22 protein-coding genes are annotated in these 22,462 nt (G+C 44.3%); all 22 read left to right on the forward strand.

The features are described 5' to 3' along the window. Positions 1–444 precede the first annotated feature (444 nt). Complete coding sequence (locus GQA99_RS13970) at positions 445–1,698, forward strand: sensor histidine kinase (RefSeq protein WP_229785929.1); 1,254 nt, start codon at positions 445–447, stop codon at positions 1,696–1,698. After that, a complete protein-coding gene (locus GQA99_RS13975; RefSeq protein ID WP_160054601.1) occupies positions 1,691–3,040 on the forward strand; it encodes a sigma-54-dependent transcriptional regulator in 1,350 nt (449 codons plus the stop codon). Before GQA99_RS13970 ends, GQA99_RS13975 begins: the two co-directional genes overlap by 8 nt. Positions 3,041–3,228: 188 nt before the next feature. After that, positions 3,229–3,570 (forward strand): flagellar hook-basal body complex protein FliE, encoded by a 342-nt coding sequence (fliE, locus tag GQA99_RS13980; protein ID WP_160054603.1) that lies wholly within the window; start codon positions 3,229–3,231, stop codon positions 3,568–3,570. 72 nt (positions 3,571–3,642) lie between these two features. Beyond that, positions 3,643–5,322 carry a flagellar basal-body MS-ring/collar protein FliF gene (gene fliF / locus GQA99_RS13985; RefSeq protein ID WP_170293546.1) on the forward strand — a complete coding sequence of 560 codons (1,680 nt, stop codon included), beginning with the start codon at positions 3,643–3,645 and terminating at the stop codon, positions 5,320–5,322. Next, positions 5,315–6,361, forward strand: coding sequence for a flagellar motor switch protein FliG (gene fliG, locus GQA99_RS13990; protein ID WP_160054607.1), 1,047 nt, complete (start codon positions 5,315–5,317; stop codon positions 6,359–6,361). Before fliF ends, fliG begins: the two co-directional genes overlap by 8 nt. A gap of 61 nt (positions 6,362–6,422) precedes the next feature. Further along, positions 6,423–7,595, forward strand: a complete 1,173-nt coding sequence (fliH, locus tag GQA99_RS13995) for a flagellar assembly protein FliH (protein WP_160054609.1) — start codon at positions 6,423–6,425, stop codon at positions 7,593–7,595. Then, a complete protein-coding gene (gene fliI / locus GQA99_RS14000; protein ID WP_160054611.1) occupies positions 7,592–8,932 on the forward strand; it encodes a flagellar protein export ATPase FliI in 1,341 nt (446 codons plus the stop codon). The genes fliH and fliI overlap by 4 nt, the downstream gene beginning before the upstream one ends. Before the next feature lie 3 nt (positions 8,933–8,935). Continuing rightward, the gene (gene fliJ, locus GQA99_RS14005; RefSeq protein ID WP_160054613.1) at positions 8,936–9,382 is read left to right on the forward strand and encodes a flagellar export protein FliJ; all 447 of its coding nucleotides are present in this window, start codon (positions 8,936–8,938) and stop codon (positions 9,380–9,382) included. Between the two features lie 354 nt (positions 9,383–9,736). Then, positions 9,737–11,251 (forward strand): flagellar hook-length control protein FliK, encoded by a 1,515-nt coding sequence (locus GQA99_RS14010; RefSeq protein ID WP_160054615.1) that lies wholly within the window; start codon positions 9,737–9,739, stop codon positions 11,249–11,251. Positions 11,252–11,343: 92 nt separating this feature from the next. Next, entirely contained in the window at positions 11,344–11,865 is a 522-nt protein-coding gene (gene fliL / locus GQA99_RS14015) for a flagellar basal body-associated protein FliL (protein ID WP_160054617.1), read from the forward strand. Positions 11,866–11,894: 29 nt separating this feature from the next. After that, the gene (gene fliM / locus GQA99_RS14020) at positions 11,895–12,923 is read left to right on the forward strand and encodes a flagellar motor switch protein FliM (RefSeq protein ID WP_160054619.1); all 1,029 of its coding nucleotides are present in this window, start codon (positions 11,895–11,897) and stop codon (positions 12,921–12,923) included. Between the two features lie 10 nt (positions 12,924–12,933). Continuing rightward, positions 12,934–13,317: a flagellar motor switch protein FliN gene (gene fliN / locus GQA99_RS14025; protein ID WP_160054621.1), complete on the forward strand. Its 384-nt coding sequence runs from the start codon at positions 12,934–12,936 to the stop codon at positions 13,315–13,317. Positions 13,318–13,389: 72 nt separating this feature from the next. Beyond that, positions 13,390–13,800, forward strand: a complete 411-nt coding sequence (gene fliO, locus GQA99_RS14030; protein ID WP_160054715.1) for a flagellar biosynthetic protein FliO — start codon at positions 13,390–13,392, stop codon at positions 13,798–13,800. A 17-nt stretch (positions 13,801–13,817) separates the two neighbouring features. After that, a complete protein-coding gene (gene fliP, locus GQA99_RS14035; RefSeq protein ID WP_189386239.1) occupies positions 13,818–14,561 on the forward strand; it encodes a flagellar type III secretion system pore protein FliP in 744 nt (247 codons plus the stop codon). 12 nt (positions 14,562–14,573) lie between these two features. Continuing rightward, positions 14,574–14,843 carry a flagellar biosynthesis protein FliQ gene (fliQ, locus tag GQA99_RS14040; RefSeq protein WP_160054623.1) on the forward strand — a complete coding sequence of 90 codons (270 nt, stop codon included), beginning with the start codon at positions 14,574–14,576 and terminating at the stop codon, positions 14,841–14,843. A gap of 3 nt (positions 14,844–14,846) precedes the next feature. Then, positions 14,847–15,650, forward strand: a complete 804-nt coding sequence (gene fliR / locus GQA99_RS14045; RefSeq protein WP_160054625.1) for a flagellar biosynthetic protein FliR — start codon at positions 14,847–14,849, stop codon at positions 15,648–15,650. Positions 15,651–15,659: 9 nt separating this feature from the next. Next, positions 15,660–16,793, forward strand: coding sequence for a flagellar biosynthesis protein FlhB (gene flhB, locus GQA99_RS14050; RefSeq protein WP_160054627.1), 1,134 nt, complete (start codon positions 15,660–15,662; stop codon positions 16,791–16,793). Positions 16,794–16,909: 116 nt separating this feature from the next. Next, the gene (flhA, locus tag GQA99_RS14055) at positions 16,910–19,009 is read left to right on the forward strand and encodes a flagellar biosynthesis protein FlhA (protein ID WP_160054629.1); all 2,100 of its coding nucleotides are present in this window, start codon (positions 16,910–16,912) and stop codon (positions 19,007–19,009) included. Between the two features lie 29 nt (positions 19,010–19,038). After that, entirely contained in the window at positions 19,039–20,424 is a 1,386-nt protein-coding gene (gene flhF / locus GQA99_RS14060; RefSeq protein ID WP_160054631.1) for a flagellar biosynthesis GTPase FlhF, read from the forward strand. A 4-nt stretch (positions 20,425–20,428) separates the two neighbouring features. Continuing rightward, on the forward strand, positions 20,429–21,310 hold the full coding sequence (locus tag GQA99_RS14065; protein ID WP_160054633.1) for a MinD/ParA family protein: 882 nt from the start codon (positions 20,429–20,431) through the stop codon (positions 21,308–21,310). Then, entirely contained in the window at positions 21,303–22,022 is a 720-nt protein-coding gene (locus GQA99_RS14070) for an RNA polymerase sigma factor FliA (RefSeq protein ID WP_160054635.1), read from the forward strand. The genes GQA99_RS14065 and GQA99_RS14070 overlap by 8 nt, the downstream gene beginning before the upstream one ends. 45 nt (positions 22,023–22,067) lie before the next feature. Next, positions 22,068–22,451, forward strand: a complete 384-nt coding sequence (gene cheY, locus GQA99_RS14075) for a chemotaxis response regulator CheY (protein WP_007649667.1) — start codon at positions 22,068–22,070, stop codon at positions 22,449–22,451. Positions 22,452–22,462 lie beyond the last annotated feature (11 nt).

The raw sequence follows: 22,462 nt of genomic DNA on the forward strand, positions 1-22,462 counted from the left end.
ACGCACGTCATCCTCGAGTGTTTTAATCGGGGATCCAGGTGTTTCTATTGACTTAGATTTTAGCTCCCATTTCCTAGCACCTAGCACCTAGAACCTAGCCCCCAGATGTTGACTACCCACGCACGTCATCCTCGAATGCTTTTATCGGGGATCCAGGTGTTTCTGTTGGCTTAGATTTTTGCTCCCATTACTTAGGACTTAGACTTAGAACCTAGCAAACAGATGTTGACTACCCACGCACGTCATCCTCGAGTGTTTTTATCGGGGATCCAGGTGTTTCTGTTGGTTTAGATTTTAGCCCCCATTTCCTAGCACTAGCACCTAGACCCTAGCAGGACGAAGTCCGCCCTCAGGCGAGCCTGCGAGTTCCTAGCCCCTAGATCCTCGCCTTGGCACACTTAATGCATCCACCAGTTCAAATGTAATTCTTTTGACGGAGTGGCCATGTATTCAGCTCGAGTGTTATCAAATCCGCGTGGAGCGGAGGTTGAGTTGCCGATGACAGCATCGCCCTTTGCCACACAGCTTTCTGCCTCCCCGCTTATTGCCACTCCGCTCACAGCAACACCTTATGCAGCGGCTTATGCTGAGGCTCATGTCGACTACCGGCCGAGTGAGAGTGCTATCCGTCAAAGTATTACGCATGCGAAAGCACCGGTATTTACGCCGGTTGTAAGCGATTATTCAAGTAAGGCTGCCAATATGTCTAATCAAATGGCGCATATTCTTCAGGCTATGCCATCAGGCGTGGTGATTATTGATGGTGATGGCGTAGTGACGCTAGCAAACCCTGTGGCCACCGAACTATTAGGCCGTCCGCTACAAGGGGCGCGCTGGTTTGACATTATTCACCGCGCATTTGCGCCGCAAGACGATGACGGCCATGAAGTGTCTTTAAAAAATGGTCGTCGTGTTAAATTGGCGATTACGCCGTTAGCACCAGAACCTGGGCAGTTAATCGTTATCACAGATTTAACTGAAACCCGTTTACTACAAAAGAATTTATCTCATTTACAACGTTTGTCGTCTTTAGGCAAAATGGTTGCGACTCTGGCGCATCAAGTGCGTACGCCTTTGTCGGCGGCGTTGTTGTATGCCTCAAATTTGGCTAGCCCAAAGTTAACCGATGCAGCGCGAAGCAAGTTTCAATCTAAGTTGGTTGACCGCTTAAACGAATTAGAGCGTCAAGTTAATGACATGTTACTGATGGCCAGAGGTCGTCAGGACAGCATGGCTGAGTCGGTCACTATGGATGACATTATCACTCAAGTGATGGCTAACTGTGAGCCTATAGCAGACAAAAAACAGTGTCAGTTAGAAGCACAAGACACTTCGCATTCAAGTATGTTAGCCAATGCCAATGCGTTGAGCTCTGCGGTGAACAATCTGGTGATGAACAGCCTTGAAGCAGGCGCGACTAAAATTAAAGTGTCTGCCAGTGAAACCAAAGACGGACTATTATTAGATGTGATTGATAATGGTAAAGGGTTAGACCCTGCCATGCAAAAGCAAGTGCTTGAGCCGTTTTTTACCACTAAAAGTCAGGGCACAGGCCTTGGGTTAGCGGTAGTTCAGTCTGTGGTACGCAATCATGGCGGACAGATCCAGTTATCGTGCAAACCCGGAATGGGTTGCCATATTCGATTGATTTTTCCGCACGCTAAACAAGCACATCATCAGGAGGTGACACATGGCTGAAGCTCATATTCTATTAGTTGAAGATGATGCAGATTTACGCGAGGCATTACTCGACACCTTATTGTTAGCTCACTATGAGTGCGTTGATGTTGGCAGTGCTGAAGAAGCGATTATTGCCTTAAAAGCCAACCAGTTTGATATGGTGATCAGTGACGTGCAAATGGACGGCATTGGCGGCATGGGTTTGCTCGGTTATTTACAGCAGCACCAACCTAAATTACCGGTATTGTTAATGACGGCTTACGCCACGATTGACAGCGCGGTTAGTGCGATGAAGTTAGGTGCGGTCGATTACCTCGCCAAACCCTTTGCGCCCGAAGTGCTACTCAATCAAGTGTCTCGTTATTTGCCGTTAAAGCAACATCACGATAAACCTGTGGTAGCCGATGATAAAAGTTTAGCACTATTAGCACTTGCTCAACGGGTTGCAGTGTCTGAAGCCTCGGTGATGATTATGGGCCCAAGTGGCTCAGGCAAAGAAGTGTTAGCGCGATATATTCATCAACACAGCCAGCGTAATGGACAGCCGTTTATTGCAATTAATTGTGCGGCTATACCTGAAAACATGCTCGAAGCCACGCTCTTTGGTTACGAAAAAGGCGCGTTTACCGGCGCGTATCAAGCATGCCCGGGTAAATTTGAACAGGCCCAGGGCGGCACACTATTACTCGATGAAATATCGGAAATGGAGCTGGGCTTACAAGCCAAGTTATTGCGTGTATTGCAAGAGCGCGAAGTGGAGCGTTTAGGTGGCCGTAAAACCATTAAGTTGGACGTGCGGGTACTAGCAACCTCAAACCGCGATCTTAAAGCTATGGCAACGTCTGGCGAGTTTAGAGAAGATTTATACTATCGTATTAACGTGTTTCCGTTAACCTGGCCAGCATTACATCAACGCCCTGCAGATATTTTACCGCTGGCGCGCCATTTACTGGCTAAGCATGCTAAAGCCTTAAATATGACGTCAGTCCCTAAGCTTGATGATGCTGCTACCCGACGTTTATTAACTTATCGTTGGCCGGGTAACGTGCGCGAACTCGATAATGTCATTCAACGTGCGCTGATTTTACGCGTAAATGATGAAATTGGCGTCAACGACATCATTATTGATTCCGCAGACGTGAATCTATTATCTAACGATAACCTCGATATTGATAAGTCTGCTGATGTTGAAGGGTTAGGTGATGAGCTTAAAGCGCAAGAGCACGTGATTATTTTAGAAACCCTGAATCAATGTCAGGGGAGTCGGAAAATGGTCGCTGAAAAACTCGGGATCAGTGCGCGTACATTACGTTATAAGATGGCAAAAATGCGCGATATGGGTATTCAATTACCCGCGTAATGTTGTTTTTAAATCTATAGCTATCTGACTATAAAGTATTTAAATTGAATTCAACTTACCTTCATGAGTGCAGGTAAGTTGTTTTTATTGGTATTCTCCCATCTGTTTTACATCTTGGCATCTATATTGCTTTAACTCCTTATAAGATTATTGTTGTCGTCAAAAAGTCGACGAAAGGGAGTGACACCATGCAGATTAGCGCCAATCCATTATTACAAGAAATGCAATCGCTTCGTGGCGAAATAGCCCCTTCTATTGGTTCATCAATTGCCCCTAATTTGACTCAGCAAGTGAATAACACCACTGGCGCTGATTTTAGCCAGCTGTTATCGCAAGCGGTCGGCAGCGTGAATGGACTGCAACAAACATCATCGAGTTTAGCTTCACGTTTAGACATGGGTGACACAACTGTGAGCTTGTCTGACACCGTTATTGCGCGTGAAAAAGCCGGTGTGGCATTTGAAGCCACCGTACAAGTGCGTAACAAGTTAGTTGAAGCGTATAAAGAAATCATGAGTATGCCTGTTTAGCCGCTGTCGGTTTTAAGCGCTAGGTAATCCCAAACATCAGACATATAGCAGGTACATATTGTGAGCACAGACATAATGGTAGGTTCAGATTCAACAGTTGACGCCGGTGTCCAGCAGGAGAACAAGTCTGGGCTAATGGGCAACGTCGGCGGGGCTGACATGATGCGCCAGGTGATCATGATTTTGGCTTTGGCTGTGTGTCTTGCACTGGCTGTTTTTGTGATGATGTGGGCGCAAGAGCCGGAATATCGTCCATTGGGTAAAATGGAAACGGCTGAAATGATCCAGGTACTTGATGTACTGGATAAAAGCCAAATTGATTATCAAATTAATGTTGATGTGGTCAAAGTACCAGAAGACAAATATCAAGAAGTAAAATTACTCCTAAGCCGCGCAGGCATTGAAAGCAGCACCCAAAGCAATGATTATTTAAGTCAGGACAGTGGTTTTGGTGTGAGCCAACGTATGGAGCAAGCGCGTTTAAAGCACAGCCAGGAATTAAACCTGGCCCGCGCTATTGAAGAGCTTAAAAGCATTAGCCGCGCGAAAGTGATTTTAGCCCTACCAAAAGAAAACGTTTTTGCCCGCAATGCATCAAAGCCAAGTGCCACCGTTGTGGTTAACGTGCGCCGTGGCGGGTTAGGCCAGGAAGAAATTGACGCGATTGTTGATATTGTTGGTTCTGCTGTACAAGGCCTTGAGCCATCACGCGTCACCGTCACCGATTCAAATGGCCGCTTATTAAATTCAGGCAGCCAGGACGGTACCTCAGCTAGAGCGCGCCGCGAACTTGAACTGGTACAACAAAAAGAAGCGGAATACCGTCGTAAAATTGAATCGATTTTAATGCCTATTCTTGGTCCTGAGAACTTTACCTCGCAAGTGGATGTCAACATGGACTTCACTGCGGTAGAACAAACTGCTAAGCGTTTTTCACCTGATTTACCGGCTATTCGCAGCGAAATGACCATTGAGCGTAACTCGTCGGGTCAAAGTTCTGGCGGTATTCCTGGGGCCTTGAGTAATCAACCGCCTATGGAAGCTGACATTCCTCAAGTGGCGGGTGAAGCCTCGAGCTCAACCACCTCTGGCGATATGTCCAAAGAAGCGACCCGTAACTATGAGTTAGACACTACGATTAGCCACACTCGCCAACAAATTGGTGTAGTGCGCCGGGTGAGTGTGTCGGTAGCCATTGATTTTAAACCCGGTCAAGTTGATGAAAATGGCCAGGTGTCTCGAGTGCCTCGCACCGAAGAAGAGTTAACGAATATTCGTCGATTGCTTGAAGGTGCTGTTGGCTTTAGCACTCAACGCGGTGATGCGCTTGAAGTGGTTACCGTGCCCTTTATGGATCAGTTAATTGAAGCGCTACCAGAACCTGATATGTGGGAGCAACCCTGGTTTTGGCGCGCCATTAGATTAGGGTTAGGTGCGTTATTGATTTTAGTGTTGTTTTTAGCTGTGGTTCGCCCAATGCTGAAAAAGCTTACTAATCCACAAGGTACTGACATGCCAGCAGATACTCGCCCTGGTCATGAATTAGCTGAAATTGAAGATCAATATGCCGCAGACACCCTAGGTATGCTAAATACCAAAGAGGCGGAATACAGTTATGCAGATGATGGTTCAATTCATATACCTAATTTGCATAAAGATGATGATATGATTAAAGCAATTAGAGCACTCGTGGCCAATGAGCCTGAGCTTTCCACTCAAGTAGTTAAGAATTGGTTACAAGACAATGGCTAATGAAAAAGAAAAAGAAAAGGCAAAACCGACTGCATTTGACCCTGAGTCTCTGACTGGTGTTGAAAAAACCGCTATTTTGCTACTCAGCTTAAGCGAAGCCGATGCCGCGTCAATTTTAAAACACTTAGAGCCTAAGCAGGTGCAAAAAGTGGGTATGGCGATGGCCGCTATGGATGACTTTGGTCAAGAAAAAGTCATTGGTGTGCACAAGTTATTTTTAGATGATATTCAAAAATTCTCATCAATTGGTTTTAACAGCGAAGAGTTTGTCCGCAAAGCACTAACCGCAGCATTAGGCGAAGACAAAGCCGGTAATTTGATTGAACAAATCATTATGGGCAGCGGTGCTAAAGGGCTGGACTCGTTAAAGTGGATGGACGCTCGCCAGGTGGCGACCATTATTCAAAACGAACATCCGCAAATTCAAACCATTGTGTTGTCTTATTTAGAACCCGATCAAGCGGCTGAAATTTTTAGCCAGTTCCCTGAAAACACTCGTTTAGATTTAATGATGCGTATTGCCAATCTTGAAGAAGTTCAGCCAGCAGCGTTGCAAGAGTTGAATGACATTATGGAGAAACAATTTGCGGGTCAAGGTGGCGCACAAGCGGCGAAGATGGGCGGCTTAAAAGCAGCTGCAAACATTATGAACTACCTCGATACCGGCGTAGAAAGCCAGATTATGGAAACCATGCGTGAGTCTGATGAAGAGATGGCGCAGCAAATTCAAGATATGATGTTTGTGTTTGAAAACTTGATTGATGTTGATGATCGAGGTATTCAAGCCTTGTTACGTGAAGTGCAGCAAGATGTGTTAATGAAGGCACTTAAAGGCGCTGATGAAGCCTTAAAAGAGAAAATCCTTGGCAATATGTCTAAACGTGCTGCAGAATTATTGCGTGACGATCTTGAAGCCATGGGCCCAATTCGCATCAGCGAAGTGGAAGTGGCTCAAAAAGAAATTCTGTCTATTGCGCGTCGCTTAAGCGACAGTGGTGAAATTATGCTGGGCGGTGGCGGTGGCGACGAGTTCTTATAATCGATCGTTTGAGTGCCGTTATTACCGATAGCTAATTTACTAACAATACAAGTGATTGATTATGCCTGAATCTAAATCGTCTAAAAATGTCCTCAGTGTCGATGATGAAGTTGAATTCAGTCATTGGCAGCTTCCTGATATCACGCGAGATAAAAGCCAAGATCCCTCTAATATGTTTGGTAAGTCGTCTCAGCCTTACCAGGCTAAACCCATGGCTGCCGAAAAATCAATGGCTCCGCCAACCATGGCGCAAATTGAAGATATTCGCGCGGCGGCGGAACAAGAAGGCTTTGAGCAGGGCAAGCAAGACGGTTATCAACAAGGGTTAGAGCAAGGTCGTTTAGAAGGCCTGGAGCAAGGCCACAGTGAAGGTTTTACTCAAGGTGAACAACAGGGCCTTGAAGCTGGGCAAGTAGCCGTTAATCAATTAGTTGAGCAACTTCGCCAGCTTGTGAATCAGTTTGAACAGCCGTTATCGGTTTTAGACGCTGAGATTGAAGCAGAATTACTGGCGCTAACAATGAGCTTAGCTAGGTCGGTGATTGGCCATGAATTAAAAACTCATCCTGAGCATATTTTGTCAGCACTTCGTCAGGGGGTTGACGCGCTACCGTTAAAAGAGCAAAGAGTTAAACTGCGCTTAACTCAGCACGATGCCGACCTTGTGTCGCAAAGCTATCCACCAGAACAGCTGCAACAAAACCAATGGCAAATTGACATTGACCCGACATTATCAAATGGTGATTGTGTGATTGAAAGTGTGCGCTCTTCAGTCGACTTGCGGGTGGAACAACGTATTGAGCAAGTGTTTACTGAGCTTGAGGCTCAAGCAAACCAACTCACAAAAAATGCCCAACAGTTAAAAGCAACCACTCCTAATTATCAATCATCTGAAGTTGATGATTTAGCGGCTTTTACGCAAGCATCTATCAAGCAGGTCGAAGATTCTGATAACGTTGTTGAAACGGCTCAGGTTGAAAATAACCAGGCTGACGATGAGAGTACATCATCAGTTGATCAAGCTGCGGATAGTGATGTTCATACCCAAAGCTATACTCCGAAAGCAGACACTTCACTAACTGACTCGTCACAAATCGATCGTATAGAAGATAGCCATGCGAAAGCGGCTTTATCGCCTGCCATTAATCAACAACAAAATGTAAATGAGCCATCACCACAAGACGCGATAACACCAGATACTGCTAACGTTGATACTGCCAAGGACAATGGATGAGCGATCGTCAACAACAGTTGCTGAATAAATTTAGCGCTCATCACAAAAAAGTGTCGCCATTGCGCCCTGTGGCCAGCGGTCAATTAGTGCGTGTTGTCGGGTTAACCCTTGAAGCCACTGGATGTCGTGCGCCTGTAGGCAGTTTATGTTCAATTGAAACCATGGTCGGTGAGTTAGTGGCAGAAGTGGTTGGTTTTGATGACAAGCTACTGTATTTAATGCCAATTGAAGAGTTACGCGGCGTGTTGCCTGGTGCTCGAGTAAGACCTTTAGGCGAACAATCTAGTTTAAATGTGGGCTTATCATTACTCGGACGAGTACTCGATGGCAGTGGCGCACCATTAGATGGGTTAGGGCCATTAAATACTGACCAACAAGCGGCTCGCCATGGCCCTAATATTAACCCTTTATCTCGACGAGCCATTACCGAGCCTTTAGATGTTGGCGTAAGAGCCATTAACTCGATGCTTACCGTCGGTAAAGGTCAACGTATGGGCTTGTTTGCCGGCTCTGGTGTAGGTAAGAGTGTGCTGCTTGGCATGATGACTCGCGGTTCTACTGCCGACATTATTGTGGTTGGGCTGGTGGGCGAACGTGGCCGAGAAGTTAAAGAGTTTATTGAAGAGATTTTAGGTGAGGAAGGTCGAGCGCGTTCTGTCGTGGTAGCGGCTCCCGCTGATACCTCGCCGTTAATGCGCTTACGTGCCTGTGAAACCTCGACGCGTATCGCCGAGTATTTTCGTGATTTAGGCTATGACGTGTTATTGCTGATGGACAGTTTAACCCGTTATGCCCAGGCTCAACGTGAAGTTGCGTTAGCGGTGGGTGAACCGCCAGCTACTAAAGGCTATCCGCCATCGGTGTTTGCAAAATTACCCAGACTTGTAGAGCGCGCGGGTAATGGTGGTCCTGGTCAAGGCTCTATTACCGCATTTTATACTGTGCTTACTGAAGGTGATGATCAGCAAGATCCCATTGCCGATGCCTCTCGTGCCATTTTAGACGGCCACGTGGTGTTGTCTCGTCAACTGGCAGACTCTGGGCATTACCCGGCCATTGATGTTGAAGCCTCTATTAGTCGTGTGGCGCCAATGGTGATCAGTGGTGAGCATCTAGAAGCCATGCGCCGTGTTAAACAAATGTATTCGTTATATCAGCAAAATCGTGATTTGATTTCTATCGGCGCGTATTCACAAGGCAGCGATCCGCGCATTGATAATGCCATTCGTTTACAGCCTGCAATGAATGCTTTTTTACGTCAGGGCTTTAAAGAACCTGTAAGCTTTGATGACAGTAAACTCATGCTGACGCAAATTGCCGCGCAGTGCCAGGGCTAATCCATGGCTAAAACCGATCCGTTAGTCACCGTGCTTAAATTAGCTGTTGCCGCAGAAGAGAAAGCCGCCTTGCAATTAAAAGCCGCTCAATTTGAACGCCAAAAACGCCAGGGGCAGCTTGATGCGTTAAATAATTACCGCTTAGATTATATGAAACAAATGGAAGGCCACACCGGCACCACATTACGCGCTAATCAGTACCATCAGTTCCATCAATTTATCCGCCAGGTCGATCAGGCTATTTTGCAACAAATGGCCGTGGTTAAAGACGGTGAAAAACAAGTGGGTTATCGCCAACAACATTGGCAAGAGACTCAACAAAAGCGTAAAGCGGTTGAAATGTTGTTGGCTAAAAAAGCCACCAAAGAGCAAATAGCTGAGTCAAAACGCGAACAAAAAATGTCTGATGAGTTTGCGATGCAACAATATTTTCGTCAGAAAATGAAATAGTCATAAGATCTAGTATGGTTTTGTTGTCTATTTGAGGTAGCCACATTAGGCTCTTAGCGGGCTAGCCCTTCTGCTTAGCGTTACCTTCGCTGTTATCATGAGTATCTTCACTTCAATTTTTAACCTCAATGTTTAACTTTAGTGTTTTGAAACAAGTGGCACTTAAATTGCTTGATTCTGTTTATAGGAAAACACATCGTCAGCGAAGTGACAGTACTGAGTGGATGTTAAAAGTCCATACTGGTTGCTGTAGGGCTATCAATATACCAATGTAGCATTGCATATCGTGTTTGATACTGACCCTTTTCGTGATGATATTTCACCAAACTTGATTTGATTTAAGTGGAGCCGATTATGCAGCAGATGAGCAATATCTTACTTAGCAATAGCAGTAAATCTGCCGATGTGGGTTCGAAAGGTAACGTGCAAGATGTTGAAAATACGTCATTCTTATCTACTTTTAATCAGGCGAGCGAATCAAGTACAGCAGTAAAAAATGCTAGCGTTAAAACCGTTGATTCAAATATCGAAGCACCAATATATGATGCCGATATTGAAAACGAACTCAACAAAACAGCTGAACAACTTTCTGATGAAAATTCAGATGCGGATATGATTTTTGCCCAGCTGACGATGGCCGATACTTTGGGTAAGCGTAATCCTCATGGCGGAAATGAATTGCCGTATGTCGATAAGAGCGGAGAGTACATTGGTCGGAATGCTCAAATTGGGCCGATCTTTGATGAGTTAACTGAGATTAACACTGCAGATAAATCATTTAATGTTAATTCACTAGATCTTGACTCTATAGAGTTCGAAGGCGAGTTTTTGACAAACCGCATCAGTCTTGCTGAGCAATTAACTTCGTCAGAGGAAACCGTTGCTCAACTAAGTGAGCAAGAGCTCAGCAGTTTAATGTCATTTAGTGATTTATCCGCTCAAGAACTTCAAGCTTTAGATCATGGGCAGTTAAGTGCATTAATCAACGATTTTAATTTACAGCTTCCGGTGGTTGATGAGTCGATTTTAACGATAGCAGAAATAGCTCTAGATGACTCGGAACACATTTCGTTTGCCGCAACCATGGCATCACAACAAGGGGTTTCTAGCAGTGGAAGTGGAGCGACTTTGCCCGACTCATTAGCAGACCCTAAGGCTATTTTAGGCGATAAAGCGCGGATTGATGGTAATATTCAACCTGTTGCCGCTGAAGTCAAAACCTTAGAAAAAGCTGAGTTTTCGGTGGTGTTAGATTCGGTTGCCGGTAAGCGTGCTAATGAGTCTAGTGTAAACGTTAATTCCGCCACCAACGGGCTTGATATGTTTGCTGATGTCAGTGACGTTGACACTAAGTCGTTACAAAATCAAAGCAGTTTTACGCCAGTACATAAGAGTGAAGTACCGCAATTTCAACTTTCGTTAAGGCCGCAAGCTGAAGCGGGTAATCAAATGCAGGAGATGATCCAAAAGTTTTCTCCTGTTATGAAGCAACAGTTAATCACCATGGTGAGTAATGGCATTCAGCAAGCTGAAATTCGTCTCGACCCACCAGAGTTAGGCCATTTAACGGTAAAAATACAAATTCAGGGTGATCAAACTCAAGTGCAATTTCATGTTGCCCAATCGCAAACTCGCGATCTTGTTGAGCAAGCCATTCCACGTTTGCGTGACATGCTGGCCAGTGAAGGCTTACAACTGACCGACAGCCAGGTATCGCAAGGCGGTGGGGGGAGAGAGCAGCAACAAGAGTCATCTGATCATCAAGGCCAGACATCTGACAGTCAATTGGACGAAATAGCAGCACAAGAGGCCAGCTTGATGACAAATACATCAAGGAGTTTACATTCTGCTATAGATTATTATGCTTAAGCAGGTAACCTATACACATCATATGACTTTTTAATAACAATGGGTTATTGAGCTCGTCATCAAGTTAATCACATTGTTGATTGGGGACCATTATGGCTGAACAAGAATTAGAGTTAGAAGACACAGCTGCCGGCGGAAAAAAGAAGAACAAGCTAGTGTTATTTGGTGGCATAGGTTTGGTTGTGATTTTATTAGCTGCTGGTGGCGCCTGGTTTTTTATGGGTTCTGATGAACCTGCACCTGTTACCGATGGTGCTGAAGCGACTCAGGCAGATGCAGCACCTGTAGTTTCTGCCCAGGCAAATTATGTTGGTATGCCACGGCCCTTTTTATTCAATTTACCTGGCGTTGACCGTGCGCGGTTAGTTGAAATTAAAGTGCAGCTCATGGTGCGCGGTGATGATGATAGCATTCTAACCCAGAAACATATTCCTTTAATTGAAGATGCATTGCTAACCACATTTAGTGGCGCCGATGTGCAGAAGCTCAGTACCCAGGCCGGTAAAGATGAGCTACGTCAATTAGCATTACTTAATGTGCAAAATACGCTGCAACCAATAACAGGCAAAAACGTGGTTGAAAAAGTCCTTTTTACTGGTTTTGTGATGCAATAACCAAATGCATTAACTGCTAAGGCTACGATGTGAGTGATTTATTAAGCCAAGATGAAATCGATGCGCTACTTCATGGAGTAGACGACGTTGATGAGGACGATATTGAGGAGAGTAGCGAAGATGCTCGCTCTTATGATTTCTCGTCTCAAGACCGAATTGTACGTGGCCGTATGCCCACGCTTGAAATCGTTAACGAGCGCTTTGCACGCCATCTTCGAATAAGCATGTTTAATATGATGCGCCGTGCGGCTGAAGTGTCGATTAATGGCGTACAAATGCTAAAGTTTGGCGAATACGTACACACGTTATTTGTACCTACTAGTTTAAATATGGTGCGTTTTAGCCCGTTAAAAGGAACCGCGCTTATCACTATGGAAGCACGTTTAGTGTTTATTTTGGTTGATAATTTCTTTGGTGGTGATGGGCGTTTTCATGCCAAAATTGAAGGCCGTGAATTTACCCCAACAGAGCGTCGTATTGTTCAGTTGTTGTTAAAAATCATTTTTGAAGATTACAAAGATGCGTGGGCGCCAGTAATGGATGTTGAGTTTGAATATCTTGACTCTGAAGTGAACCCAGCGATGGCTAACATTGTCAGCCCGACGGAAGTGGTGGTGATTAACTCATTCCACATTGAAGTTGACGGTGGTGGTGGTGATTTTCATATTACCATGCCGTATTCAATGATTGAGCCTATCCGTGAACTATTAGATGCGGGTGTGCAAAGTGACAAGCAAGATACCGACATGCGTTGGTCGCAAGCGCTTCGTGATGAAATTATGGACGTACAGGTTGGCTTTGATGCCAATATCGTTGAACACGAAGTGACATTACGCGATGTGATGGGGTTTAAAGCCGGAGATATTATTCCTATCGACTTGCCTGAACATATTATGATGCGTATTGAAGACTTGCCGACTTATCGCTGTAAACTCGGTAAGTCACGCGATAATTTAGCATTAAAAATTAGCGAGAAAATAGCTCGACCAGAAACGGTCAAATCAGAACTCCAACTGGTTACGCGTAAAGGTAAGGCTCGTGAAATTTCAGATTTATAAGGTGATATAAATGAGTACAGAAGATACTGGTGACGATTGGGCTGCAGCAATGGCTGAGCAGGCGCTAGAAGAAGCACAACAGGTTGAGCTCGATGAGTTAGTTGACGATTCTAAGCCAATCACTAAAGAAGAAGCTGCTAAACTGGATTCGATCCTTGATATTCCGGTGACCATTTCAATGGAAGTGGGCCGTAGCTTTATTAGCATTCGTAACTTATTGCAATTAAACCAGGGCTCAGTGGTTGAACTTGATCGTGTTGCCGGTGAGCCGCTTGATGTGATGGTAAATGGTACGTTAATTGCGCACGGTGAAGTGGTTGTTGTTAACGATAAATTTGGCATCCGTTTAACCGATGTAATCAGCCAAACAGAACGCATTAAAAAGCTTAAATAATCTTGATAAGCAAAACCGGCCTCGTACAGGTTTTGCTAAAGGTTCACAACACAAGGAATGACCGTGGCAAATATGATTTCAATGCTCAGTGTGATGGCCCAAGCATTGACCGATGCCGAAGTGCCTAACGCGGCAAACTCTGCAACTACCGCTGTACTCACTCGCACCTCTGAAGTCTCAAATACTGCAACGCTTGCCAATATGGTGGGTGGATTAATTGTGGTACTGGCGGTCATTTTTGTCTTAGCCTACATTGTAAAACGTTTAAATCTTGTGCCATCAAATGGTGGCGTAATTAAAACGCTGGCAGTAACGCCTATAGGTCAACGTGAAAAAGTGGTGCTCATTGACGTCAATGGCCAGCAATATCTTCTTGGTGTTACTCCGCAAAGTATTAATCTCATCGATAAATTAGACACTGCAGTTGACGTCCCTGTAACGTCTTTTGCCAGCCGTTTGAAACAAGCCAAGGAACAGCAATAATGAATAAATACACCGGTATGGTGCTAATGGCCATTATGGCATTAGTCGGCTTGTTTATGACACCTGACGCGTTCGCACAAGATGGCATTTTACCCGCAGTTACCGTGACCACAGGTGCAGACGGTGCTACAGAGTATTCAGTAACACTACAAATTTTGTTGCTGATGACGGCGATGAGCTTTATCCCTGCGATGGTGATTATGCTGACATCGTTTACGCGTATCATTGTGGTATTGTCGATATTAAGGCAAGCATTAGGTTTGCAACAAACCCCATCAAATCAAGTGTTGATTGGCATTAGTTTGTTTATGACGTTTTTTATCATGGCGCCGGTATTCGATAAAATTTATGTTGAAGCGGTTGAACCCTATGTGAATGAAACCATGACCTTAACCCAGGCGTATGATGTCGGCAAAGAGCCGATTAAAACCTTTATGTTGTCACAAGTTCGCACCACAGACTTACAAACCTTTATTGAAATTTCTGGCTACAAAGATATTCAGTCACCAGAGCAAGCGCCTATGAGCGTGGTGATCCCCGCATTTATTACCAGTGAACTAAAAACTGCCTTTCAGATTGGTTTTATGTTGTTTGTGCCGTTTTTAGTGCTCGACTTAGTGGTCGCCAGTATTTTGATGGCCATGGGTATGATGATGTTGTCACCGATGATCGTATCGCTGCCTTTTAAAATTATGTTGTTTGTTCTCGTTGATGGTTGGGGCCTAGTGATGGGCACATTAGCCAATAGTTTTGGAATATAAGGCAGCCTATTTATGTCTCCAGAATCGCTGATTGATATCTTTAGAGAAGCATTGTCGGTCATTGTACTGATTGTGTCGGCGATTATTTTGCCCGGTTTATTCATTGGTTTAATTGTGGCGGTGTTTCAAGCGGCCACCTCTATTAACGAACAAACCTTAAGTTTTTTACCTCGTCTTTTAGTGACCTTGTTTGCACTGATGTTTTTAGGCCATTGGCTGGTACAAACCATGATGGATTTTTTCCTTGATATGGTAAACCTCATTCCTGTAGTGATAGGTTAAGTTATGGATATTTTGTTTGATGAAATCAGTCAAACAATTGCAGCCTACCTGTTGCCGTTTTTTCGTATCTCTTCAATGTTAATGGTGATGACAGTATTTGGCGCTAATACCACGCCATCTCGTGTTCGTTTGCTGTTATCTGTTGCGATTACCGTTGCCGTTGCGCCAGTATTACCGCCTATTGAAGCTGTCGAACTCATGGCGTTTAGCTCAGTATTTGTCATTGCTCAACAAATTCTTATCGGTGTATCGATGGGGTTTGTGACCTTAATGGTGATGCAGACATTTGTGTTAACGGGGCAAATTATTGGTATGCAAACCAGCTTAGGTTTTGCCTCTATGGTTGACCCCGGTTCAGGTGAACAAACACCTGTGGTGAGTAATTTCTTTTTACTGCTCGCGACTCTGATATTTTTAGCCGTTGATGGCCATTTATTGATGTTTAGAATGCTGGTGGCCAGTTTTGAAACGATCCCTATTTCGACTCAAGGTATTTCAATTGCCAATTATCGCGCGTTAGCTGAATGGGGCAGTTATATGTTTGGGGCAGCACTAACCATGTCTATCTCGGCGATTGTGGCCTTATTACTGATTAACCTCTCTTTTGGTGTGATGACAAGAGCGTCACCGCAGTTAAACATTTTCTCTATTGGTTTTCCCGTTACCATGGTCAGTGGTTTGCTGATTTTATGGTTAACCCTTGGGCCTATCATGGCGCACTTTGATGAAGTCTGGCAGGCAGCACAGCTACTGATGTGTGATGTGTTACAACTTCAATGTCAAACCGACGCAGCAATCGTGTTCTAAGGAGGGAAAATGGCCGAAAATGACAGCAGTCAAGAACGCACAGAAGAACCCACCAGTAAACGACTTGAACAAGCACGTGAAAAAGGCCAAGTCGCTCGATCAAAAGAACTTGGAACCGCCGCTGTGTTATTGGCGGCATCTGTTGGTTTTGCCATGACAGGACCTTCAATTGCCATTAGCCTTTACACCATGATGAAGCAAATTTTCACCATGGAGCGCGATCAAATATTTGATACCAACTCGATGTTTCGTGTTTGGGGCGTCGTGGGTAATGAGCTTGCCTGGCCATTATTGAGCTTTATTGCTTTGTTGGCGTTTGTGTCTTTTTTAGGCAATATCGTGTTAGGCGGCATGTCTTTTTCGGTCAAAGCCTTTATGCCTAAAGGCAGCAAGCTTAATCCGATGAATGGCTTTAAACGCATGTTTGGTACCCAGGCACTGGTTGAGTTAACCAAAGGTATTGCTAAGTTTTCTGTTGTCGCTCTGTCGGCATATTTTCTATTAACCTTCTATTTTTACGATATTTTAATGTTATCGAGCGACCATTTGCCGGGTAATGTTTATCATGCGCTAGATCTGCTGGTATGGATGTTTATTTTATTATGCAGTTCAATGTTGTTGATTGTGATTATTGATGTGCCGTTCCAGATTTGGAACCACAATAAACAGCTCAAAATGACCAAGCAAGAAGTCAAAGACGAATATAAAGATACTGAGGGTAAACCTGAAGTAAAAGGTCGCATTAGGCAAATGCAGCATGAAATGGCTCAGCGCCGGATGATGACCGAAGTGCCAAAAGCCGATGTGATTGTGGTTAACCCCGAGCATTATGCGGTAGCGGTTAAGTATGATGTGACTCGTTCATCGGCACCATTCTTAATCGCCAAAGGCGTAGACGATGTTGCGTTTAAAATACGAGAAATTGCACGTGAACATAACGTTGCGATTGTATCGGCGCCGCCTCTTGCCAGGGCTATTTATCATACCACCAAGATTGACCAACAAGTGCCAGAAGGGCTATTTACTGCGGTTGCTCAAGTATTAGCCTACGTGTTTCAGCTCAGACAATATCAAAAAGGTAAGGGGCGTAAGCCTAAACCTATTCCTTACAAACAGCCTATCCCAGATGATTTACAATATTAAAATAAACATGCAATTTTGATAATGCTATTTATGGCTTAATTCTTGCTTTGTAAGTTTATTCGCGTCAATTAACAGTCCATTGGCGCAGTAAACTGACACAAAGGGTTCATCTAAATATGGATGCAAAAGCAGCTTTTGGGCAATTTAAACAAATAAGACCATCTACTTTTAAAGGTATCGGTACGCCTGTATTAGTATTGGCTGCCTTGGGTATGGTGATTTTACCCATCCCGCCATTTTTGCTCGATATCTTGTTTTCTTTCAATATTGCCCTCGCGTTAGTGGTGTTACTCGTCGCAATTTATACCGACAGACCCCTTGATTTTGCTGCTTTTCCTACTGTGTTATTAGTTGCGACCTTGTTGCGATTAGCGTTAAACGTCGCTTCAACTCGAATCGTATTATTAGAAGGCCACAATGGTGGAGATGCTGCGGGTAAGGTGATTGAAGCCTTCGGTTCTGTGGTGATTGGCGGCAATTATGCTGTGGGTTTGGTTGTTTTCATTATCCTAATTATCATTAACTTTGCAGTAGTGACCAAAGGTGCTGGACGTATTGCTGAGGTGAGTGCTCGCTTTACCCTTGATGCAATGCCTGGCAAACAAATGGCCATTGATGCTGACTTAAATGCCGGAACGCTTACCCAAGACCAAGCACGTATTCGCCGTGCTGAAGTGACCCGTGAAGCTGACTTTTATGGCGCAATGGACGGTGCGTCGAAGTTTGTTAAAGGTGATGCTATTGCCGGTATTATGATCCTGGTGATCAACATTCTCGGCGGTTTTGTTATTGGTATTGTGCAGCATGATCTCGATTTCTCCAGTGCGGTTGAAATTTATACCTTACTGACTATTGGTGATGGTTTAGTGGCGCAAATACCTGGCTTACTATTGTCTATTGCCGCAGCTTTAATGGTCACGCGCCAAAATGAATCTGGCGATATGGGTCAGATGATGATGAGTCAGATGTTTGACAATCATAAGTCATTAGCCATTGCTGCTGGTCTGCTGTTTATTATGGGTATTGTGCCTGGAATGCCTCACGTGGCATTTTTAACGTTCGCATTTATCACCGCTGGTGCTGCTTATTTTGTCTACAAACGTAATATGGATAAAAAGCAAGCCGCGTTAGTGGTGGCAACTAAAGGCCCTGCAGAAACTAAAGATAAAGAACCAAAAGAATTGAGTTGGGATGATGTACGTCATGTTGACACCATCGGTCTTGAGGTCGGCTATCGGTTAATTCCATTAGTTGATAAATCCCAGGGTGGCGAATTATTAGGCCGTATTAAGGGTGTGCGTAAGAAATTATCTCAAGAGTTAGGATTTTTAGTGCCAGCAGTGCATATTCGTGACAATCTAGACTTATCACCTAATGCGTATCGCATTTCATTGATGGGGGTTGTAGTAGGTGAAGCTGAAGTGAGACATGATTGTGAGCTGGCGATTAACCCAGGTCAGGTTTATGGCAAGCTTGATGGCATTGAAACTCGCGATCCTGCATTTGGTTTAGAGGCCGTATGGATCACTCCAGAGCAACGTGAGCATGCACAAACATTAGGCTACACCGTTGTTGATACCGCTACCGTTGTCGCAACCCATATTAGTCAATTGCTAAGTAACAACGCTGCTAAACTATTGGGCTATGAAGAAGTGCAACAGTTAATGGATATGCTAGCGAAGAATTCGCCAAAACTCGTGGATGGTTTTGTGCCGGACATTATGCCGCTGGGCTCTGTGGTTAAAGTGATGCAGAACTTGCTCAATGAAGGCGTATCGGTTCGAGATTTACGCACAATAGTCCAAACGTTATTAGAATATGGCAATAAGAGTAATGACACTGAAGTATTAACCGCAGCGGTTCGTATCGCGTTAAAAAGGATGATAGTTCAGGAGATCTCAGGACCGGAACTTGAAATCCCCGTCATTACATTGGCACCTGAGTTGGAACAGATGTTGCATAAGTCTATGCAGGCGACAGGTGGAGAAGGGCCAAATATTGAGCCAGGCCTCGCAGAACGCATGCAGCAGTCACTTCTAGATGCTGCCCAGAAGCAAGAAATGGTAGGACAACCAGCCATATTATTGACATCTGGTATGCTGAGATCCACGCTGTCACGATTTGTTAAATACACTATTCCAAATTTACGGGTGATTTCTTACCAAGAAATCCCCGACGAGAAACAAATCAGAATTGTTTCGGCTGTGGGTCAATAGTGATAACGTCAGTTTAAAGAGGTGCGTACGTGAAAATTAAACGATTTTTTGCCAAAGATATGCGTGCAGCATTGGCACAAGTTAAAGACACCCTAGGGTCTGACGCTGTCATTATGTCTAATAAGAAAGTGACCGGTGGTATCGAAATTGTTGCCGCGGTTGATTATGACGAGCCCAAAGCCGCTATCGCGTCGCAAGCGCCAACAAATAGCTTCATGGATGTCAGTGAAGACAGAGTCTCATTGGGCGCTAAACCTGCCGTTAAAGCCCATTCAAAAGTGAGTCCGCCTCCTGCAGCTGACTCGTTACAAGCATTACTTGAAAAACAGCATAATCGTATGGCACAGCAAATGTCTGTGCATCAAGATGAGCCAGAGTTACCTGAGTGGGCGCGCCAACTACAAGGTGCGAAAACGCCAAAGCCCGCGCCTAGCGCACCACAGGTTAACCATTTAGAAAAACCATCTAAAAGTAATAAAAATCAATCAGCTGAGCTAGACTCACTGCGCGAGGAAATGGCATCGTTAAGAAGTTTGCTGACTCATCAAGTCTCTTCGTTGATGAAGGATCACAAAAAGCGCTCGGATCCTGTTGGAGCAATGTTAGAAAGTAAATTAGTCGCTGCTGAGTTTTCTCCAGCAGTTGCTGCTAAACTAGCAGGGTTAAGCCAACATTACACACCAGCAGACTTAGTGCGTGCATTGCCACAAAGCTTAGCTAACTTACTGGATAACCAGGGTGATGATATTGTTAAACGTGGTGGTGTGGTTGCGTTTGTTGGGCCTACAGGTGTGGGTAAAACGACTTCTCTGGCTAAAATTGCTGCGCGGTTTGCTGCACACCATGGCCCTGAGCAAGTTGCATTGATAACTACGGATCATTATCGCATTGGGGCATATGAGCAATTAGCGACATATGGTAAAATTATGGGCTGCCCAGTTAAGCAAGCACATGATTTAAGTGAATTAGAACAAATTTTGTATCAATTTAGAAATCGCAAGCTAGTGTTAATTGATACCGCGGGTATGGGACAACGTGATATGCGTCTTTATCAACAACTTGATAATTTGACAGCAAACAGTAGGATCCCTATCCGCAGTTATTTAGTTATGTCAGCTACTGGCCAGCGTCGTGTACTGCAAGATGCGGTAGAACATTTTAAACGTATTCCGTTATCGGGCGCTATTTTGACCAAATTAGATGAATCAGTATCAATTGCAGGTGCATTGAGCGTATTGATTCAAAATGAGTTACCATTGAGTTATGTTACTGACGGTCAACGTGTTCCTGAAGACATGAAAGTGGCTGATACACTAGAATTAGCCAAACAAGCACTAGCAGCATTAAACGAAACAGAACAACCAACGTCACAAGACACGGCATGGTCAAATGACACTGCCTATGCATTTGAGTAAAGATATGACTCGGGATCAAGCAAGTGGTTTACGTATGATGAATCAACCAAATAACGATAAAGTTAAAGTAATTGCCGTATCCGGTGGTAAAGGCGGAGTCGGTAAAACAAGCGTGTCAATTAATACTGCAGTCGCATTAGCCGAAAAAGGCAAACGTGTACTGGTGCTTGATGCTGACTTAGGTTTAGCCAACGTTGATGTGATGCTAGGGATCCGTGCAGAGAAAAATTTATCTCATGTTTTGTCTGGCGATGCCGAATTAGATGACATCATTGTACGCGGACCAAAAGGTATCGGCATTGTGCCGGCAACATCTGGGACTCAAGCGATGGTTGAATTGACCCAGGCGCAACATGCAGGCTTAATTAGAGCATTCAGTGAAATGCGCACCCAGTTTGACATTCTAATTGTTGATACTGCGGCGGGTATTTCAGATATGGTGTTGAGTTTTTCACGTGCATCGCAAGATGTGCTTATTGTGGTATGTGATGAACCTACATCCATTACCGATGCTTACGCCCTGATTAAAATTTTAAGTCGTGAGCACGGTGTGTTCCACTTCAAAATTGTGGCAAATATGGTGCGCAGTTTACGCGAAGGCATGGAATTATTTGCTAAACTCAGTAAAGTGACTGATAGATTTTTAGATGTGGCGCTAGAGCTCGTCGCAACAGTTCCTTTTGATGAAAATTTACGTAAAGCGGTTCGTAAACAAAAACTGGTCGTAGAAGCGTTTCCAAAGTCTCCTTCTGCGATTGCATATCATGGTTTGGCCAATAAGATTATGACATGGCCTGTTCCACAGCAACCGGGTGGCCATTTAGAGTTTTTTGTTGAACGCTTAGTACAACGTAAACCCGTTGAAGAGGGGAGAGCGAGTGAATAAAGCCGCAGCGTATACTCAGTTCGATAACAAAACATCAATTGTTGAACAGTATGCACCGCTGGTGAAACGCATTGCTCATCACATGTTGGCAAGGTTGCCAGCGTCAGTGCAACTGGATGATTTATTACAAGCAGGTATGATGGGGCTGCTTGAAGCTTCATCAAAATTTGATGGCAGTAAAGGCGCTAAATTTGAAACCTTTGCTGGTATTCGTATTCGTGGCGCAATGATTGACGAAATTCGCCGCGGTGACTGGGTTCCACGCTCAGTTCATCGGAATAATCGCCGTGTAGCCCAGGTAATTGACGAACTTGAACAACTGTTAGGGCGTGATGCACGAGACACAGAAATTGCTGAAAAACTTGATATGTCTCTCGATGAGTACCATCATATCCTAAATGATGTTTCTGTCGGTAAAATCATAGGCATAGAAGACCTTGGTGTTTCTCAGGATGTATTAACTACAGACGACGAATCACCAGATGAAGCTTTTGATTCTCTCGCCGAGACTCAGTTCCAATCTGCACTGGTTGAAGCAATTAAAACCTTGCCAGAAAGAGATGCTTTAGTGTTGTCGTTATATTATGACGAAGCATTAAACTTAAAAGAAATTGGTGCCATCCTTGAGGTAAGTGAGTCGCGAGTCAGCCAGATATTAAGTCAGGCTATGCTCAGACTAAAAGCCAAGCTCAAGCATTGGACACAAGAATAATAACTAATTATAGAGCAAACGAGTGTCAGCTCACCGGAGGAAACCTTGGACAAGAATATGAAGATTCTTATTGTTGACGATTTTTCAACAATGAGACGTATCATTAAGAACTTGTTGCGAGACTTGGGATTTAATAATACCCAAGAAGCAGATGATGGCTCAACAGCCCTACCTATGTTACAAAAAGGTGATTTTGACTTTGTTGTAACCGACTGGAACATGCCGGGAATGCAGGGTATTGACTTGCTCAAAGCAATCCGTGCAGACGATTCACTAAAACATTTACCCGTATTAATGGTGACCGCTGAAGCTAAGCGTGAACAGATCATTGCTGCGGCCCAAGCGGGTGTTAATGGCTATGTTGTAAAGCCTTTCACTGCCGCTACGTTAAAAGAAAAGTTAGATAAAATCTTTGAACGACTCGCATAAGCAAGGATAAG

It is taken from the genome of Shewanella litoralis (assembly GCF_009828585.1).
GTDB classification, from domain to species: Bacteria; Pseudomonadota; Gammaproteobacteria; order Enterobacterales; family Shewanellaceae; genus Shewanella; species Shewanella litoralis.

Excerpts from the sequence above, each read along its gene's own strand:
- GQA99_RS13970 (WP_229785929.1), top strand. The coding sequence starts at position 445 with ATGTATTCAGCTCGAGTGTTATCAAATCCGCGTGGAGCGGAGGTTGAG.
- GQA99_RS13975 (WP_160054601.1), top strand. The coding sequence starts at position 1,691 with ATGGCTGAAGCTCATATTCTATTAGTTGAAGATGATGCAGATTTACGC.
- fliE (WP_160054603.1), top strand. The coding sequence starts at position 3,229 with ATGCAGATTAGCGCCAATCCATTATTACAAGAAATGCAATCGCTTCGT.
- fliG (WP_160054607.1), top strand. The coding sequence starts at position 5,315 with ATGGCTAATGAAAAAGAAAAAGAAAAGGCAAAACCGACTGCATTTGAC.
- fliH (WP_160054609.1), top strand. The coding sequence starts at position 6,423 with ATGCCTGAATCTAAATCGTCTAAAAATGTCCTCAGTGTCGATGATGAA.
- fliI (WP_160054611.1), top strand. The coding sequence starts at position 7,592 with ATGAGCGATCGTCAACAACAGTTGCTGAATAAATTTAGCGCTCATCAC.
- fliJ (WP_160054613.1), top strand. The coding sequence starts at position 8,936 with ATGGCTAAAACCGATCCGTTAGTCACCGTGCTTAAATTAGCTGTTGCC.
- GQA99_RS14010 (WP_160054615.1), top strand. The coding sequence starts at position 9,737 with ATGCAGCAGATGAGCAATATCTTACTTAGCAATAGCAGTAAATCTGCC.
- fliL (WP_160054617.1), top strand. The coding sequence starts at position 11,344 with ATGGCTGAACAAGAATTAGAGTTAGAAGACACAGCTGCCGGCGGAAAA.
- fliN (WP_160054621.1), top strand. The coding sequence starts at position 12,934 with ATGAGTACAGAAGATACTGGTGACGATTGGGCTGCAGCAATGGCTGAG.
- fliO (WP_160054715.1), top strand. The coding sequence starts at position 13,390 with ATGATTTCAATGCTCAGTGTGATGGCCCAAGCATTGACCGATGCCGAA.
- fliP (WP_189386239.1), top strand. The coding sequence starts at position 13,818 with ATGGTGCTAATGGCCATTATGGCATTAGTCGGCTTGTTTATGACACCT.
- fliQ (WP_160054623.1), top strand. The coding sequence starts at position 14,574 with ATGTCTCCAGAATCGCTGATTGATATCTTTAGAGAAGCATTGTCGGTC.
- fliR (WP_160054625.1), top strand. The coding sequence starts at position 14,847 with ATGGATATTTTGTTTGATGAAATCAGTCAAACAATTGCAGCCTACCTG.
- flhB (WP_160054627.1), top strand. The coding sequence starts at position 15,660 with ATGGCCGAAAATGACAGCAGTCAAGAACGCACAGAAGAACCCACCAGT.
- flhA (WP_160054629.1), top strand. The coding sequence starts at position 16,910 with ATGGATGCAAAAGCAGCTTTTGGGCAATTTAAACAAATAAGACCATCT.
- GQA99_RS14065 (WP_160054633.1), top strand. The coding sequence starts at position 20,429 with ATGACTCGGGATCAAGCAAGTGGTTTACGTATGATGAATCAACCAAAT.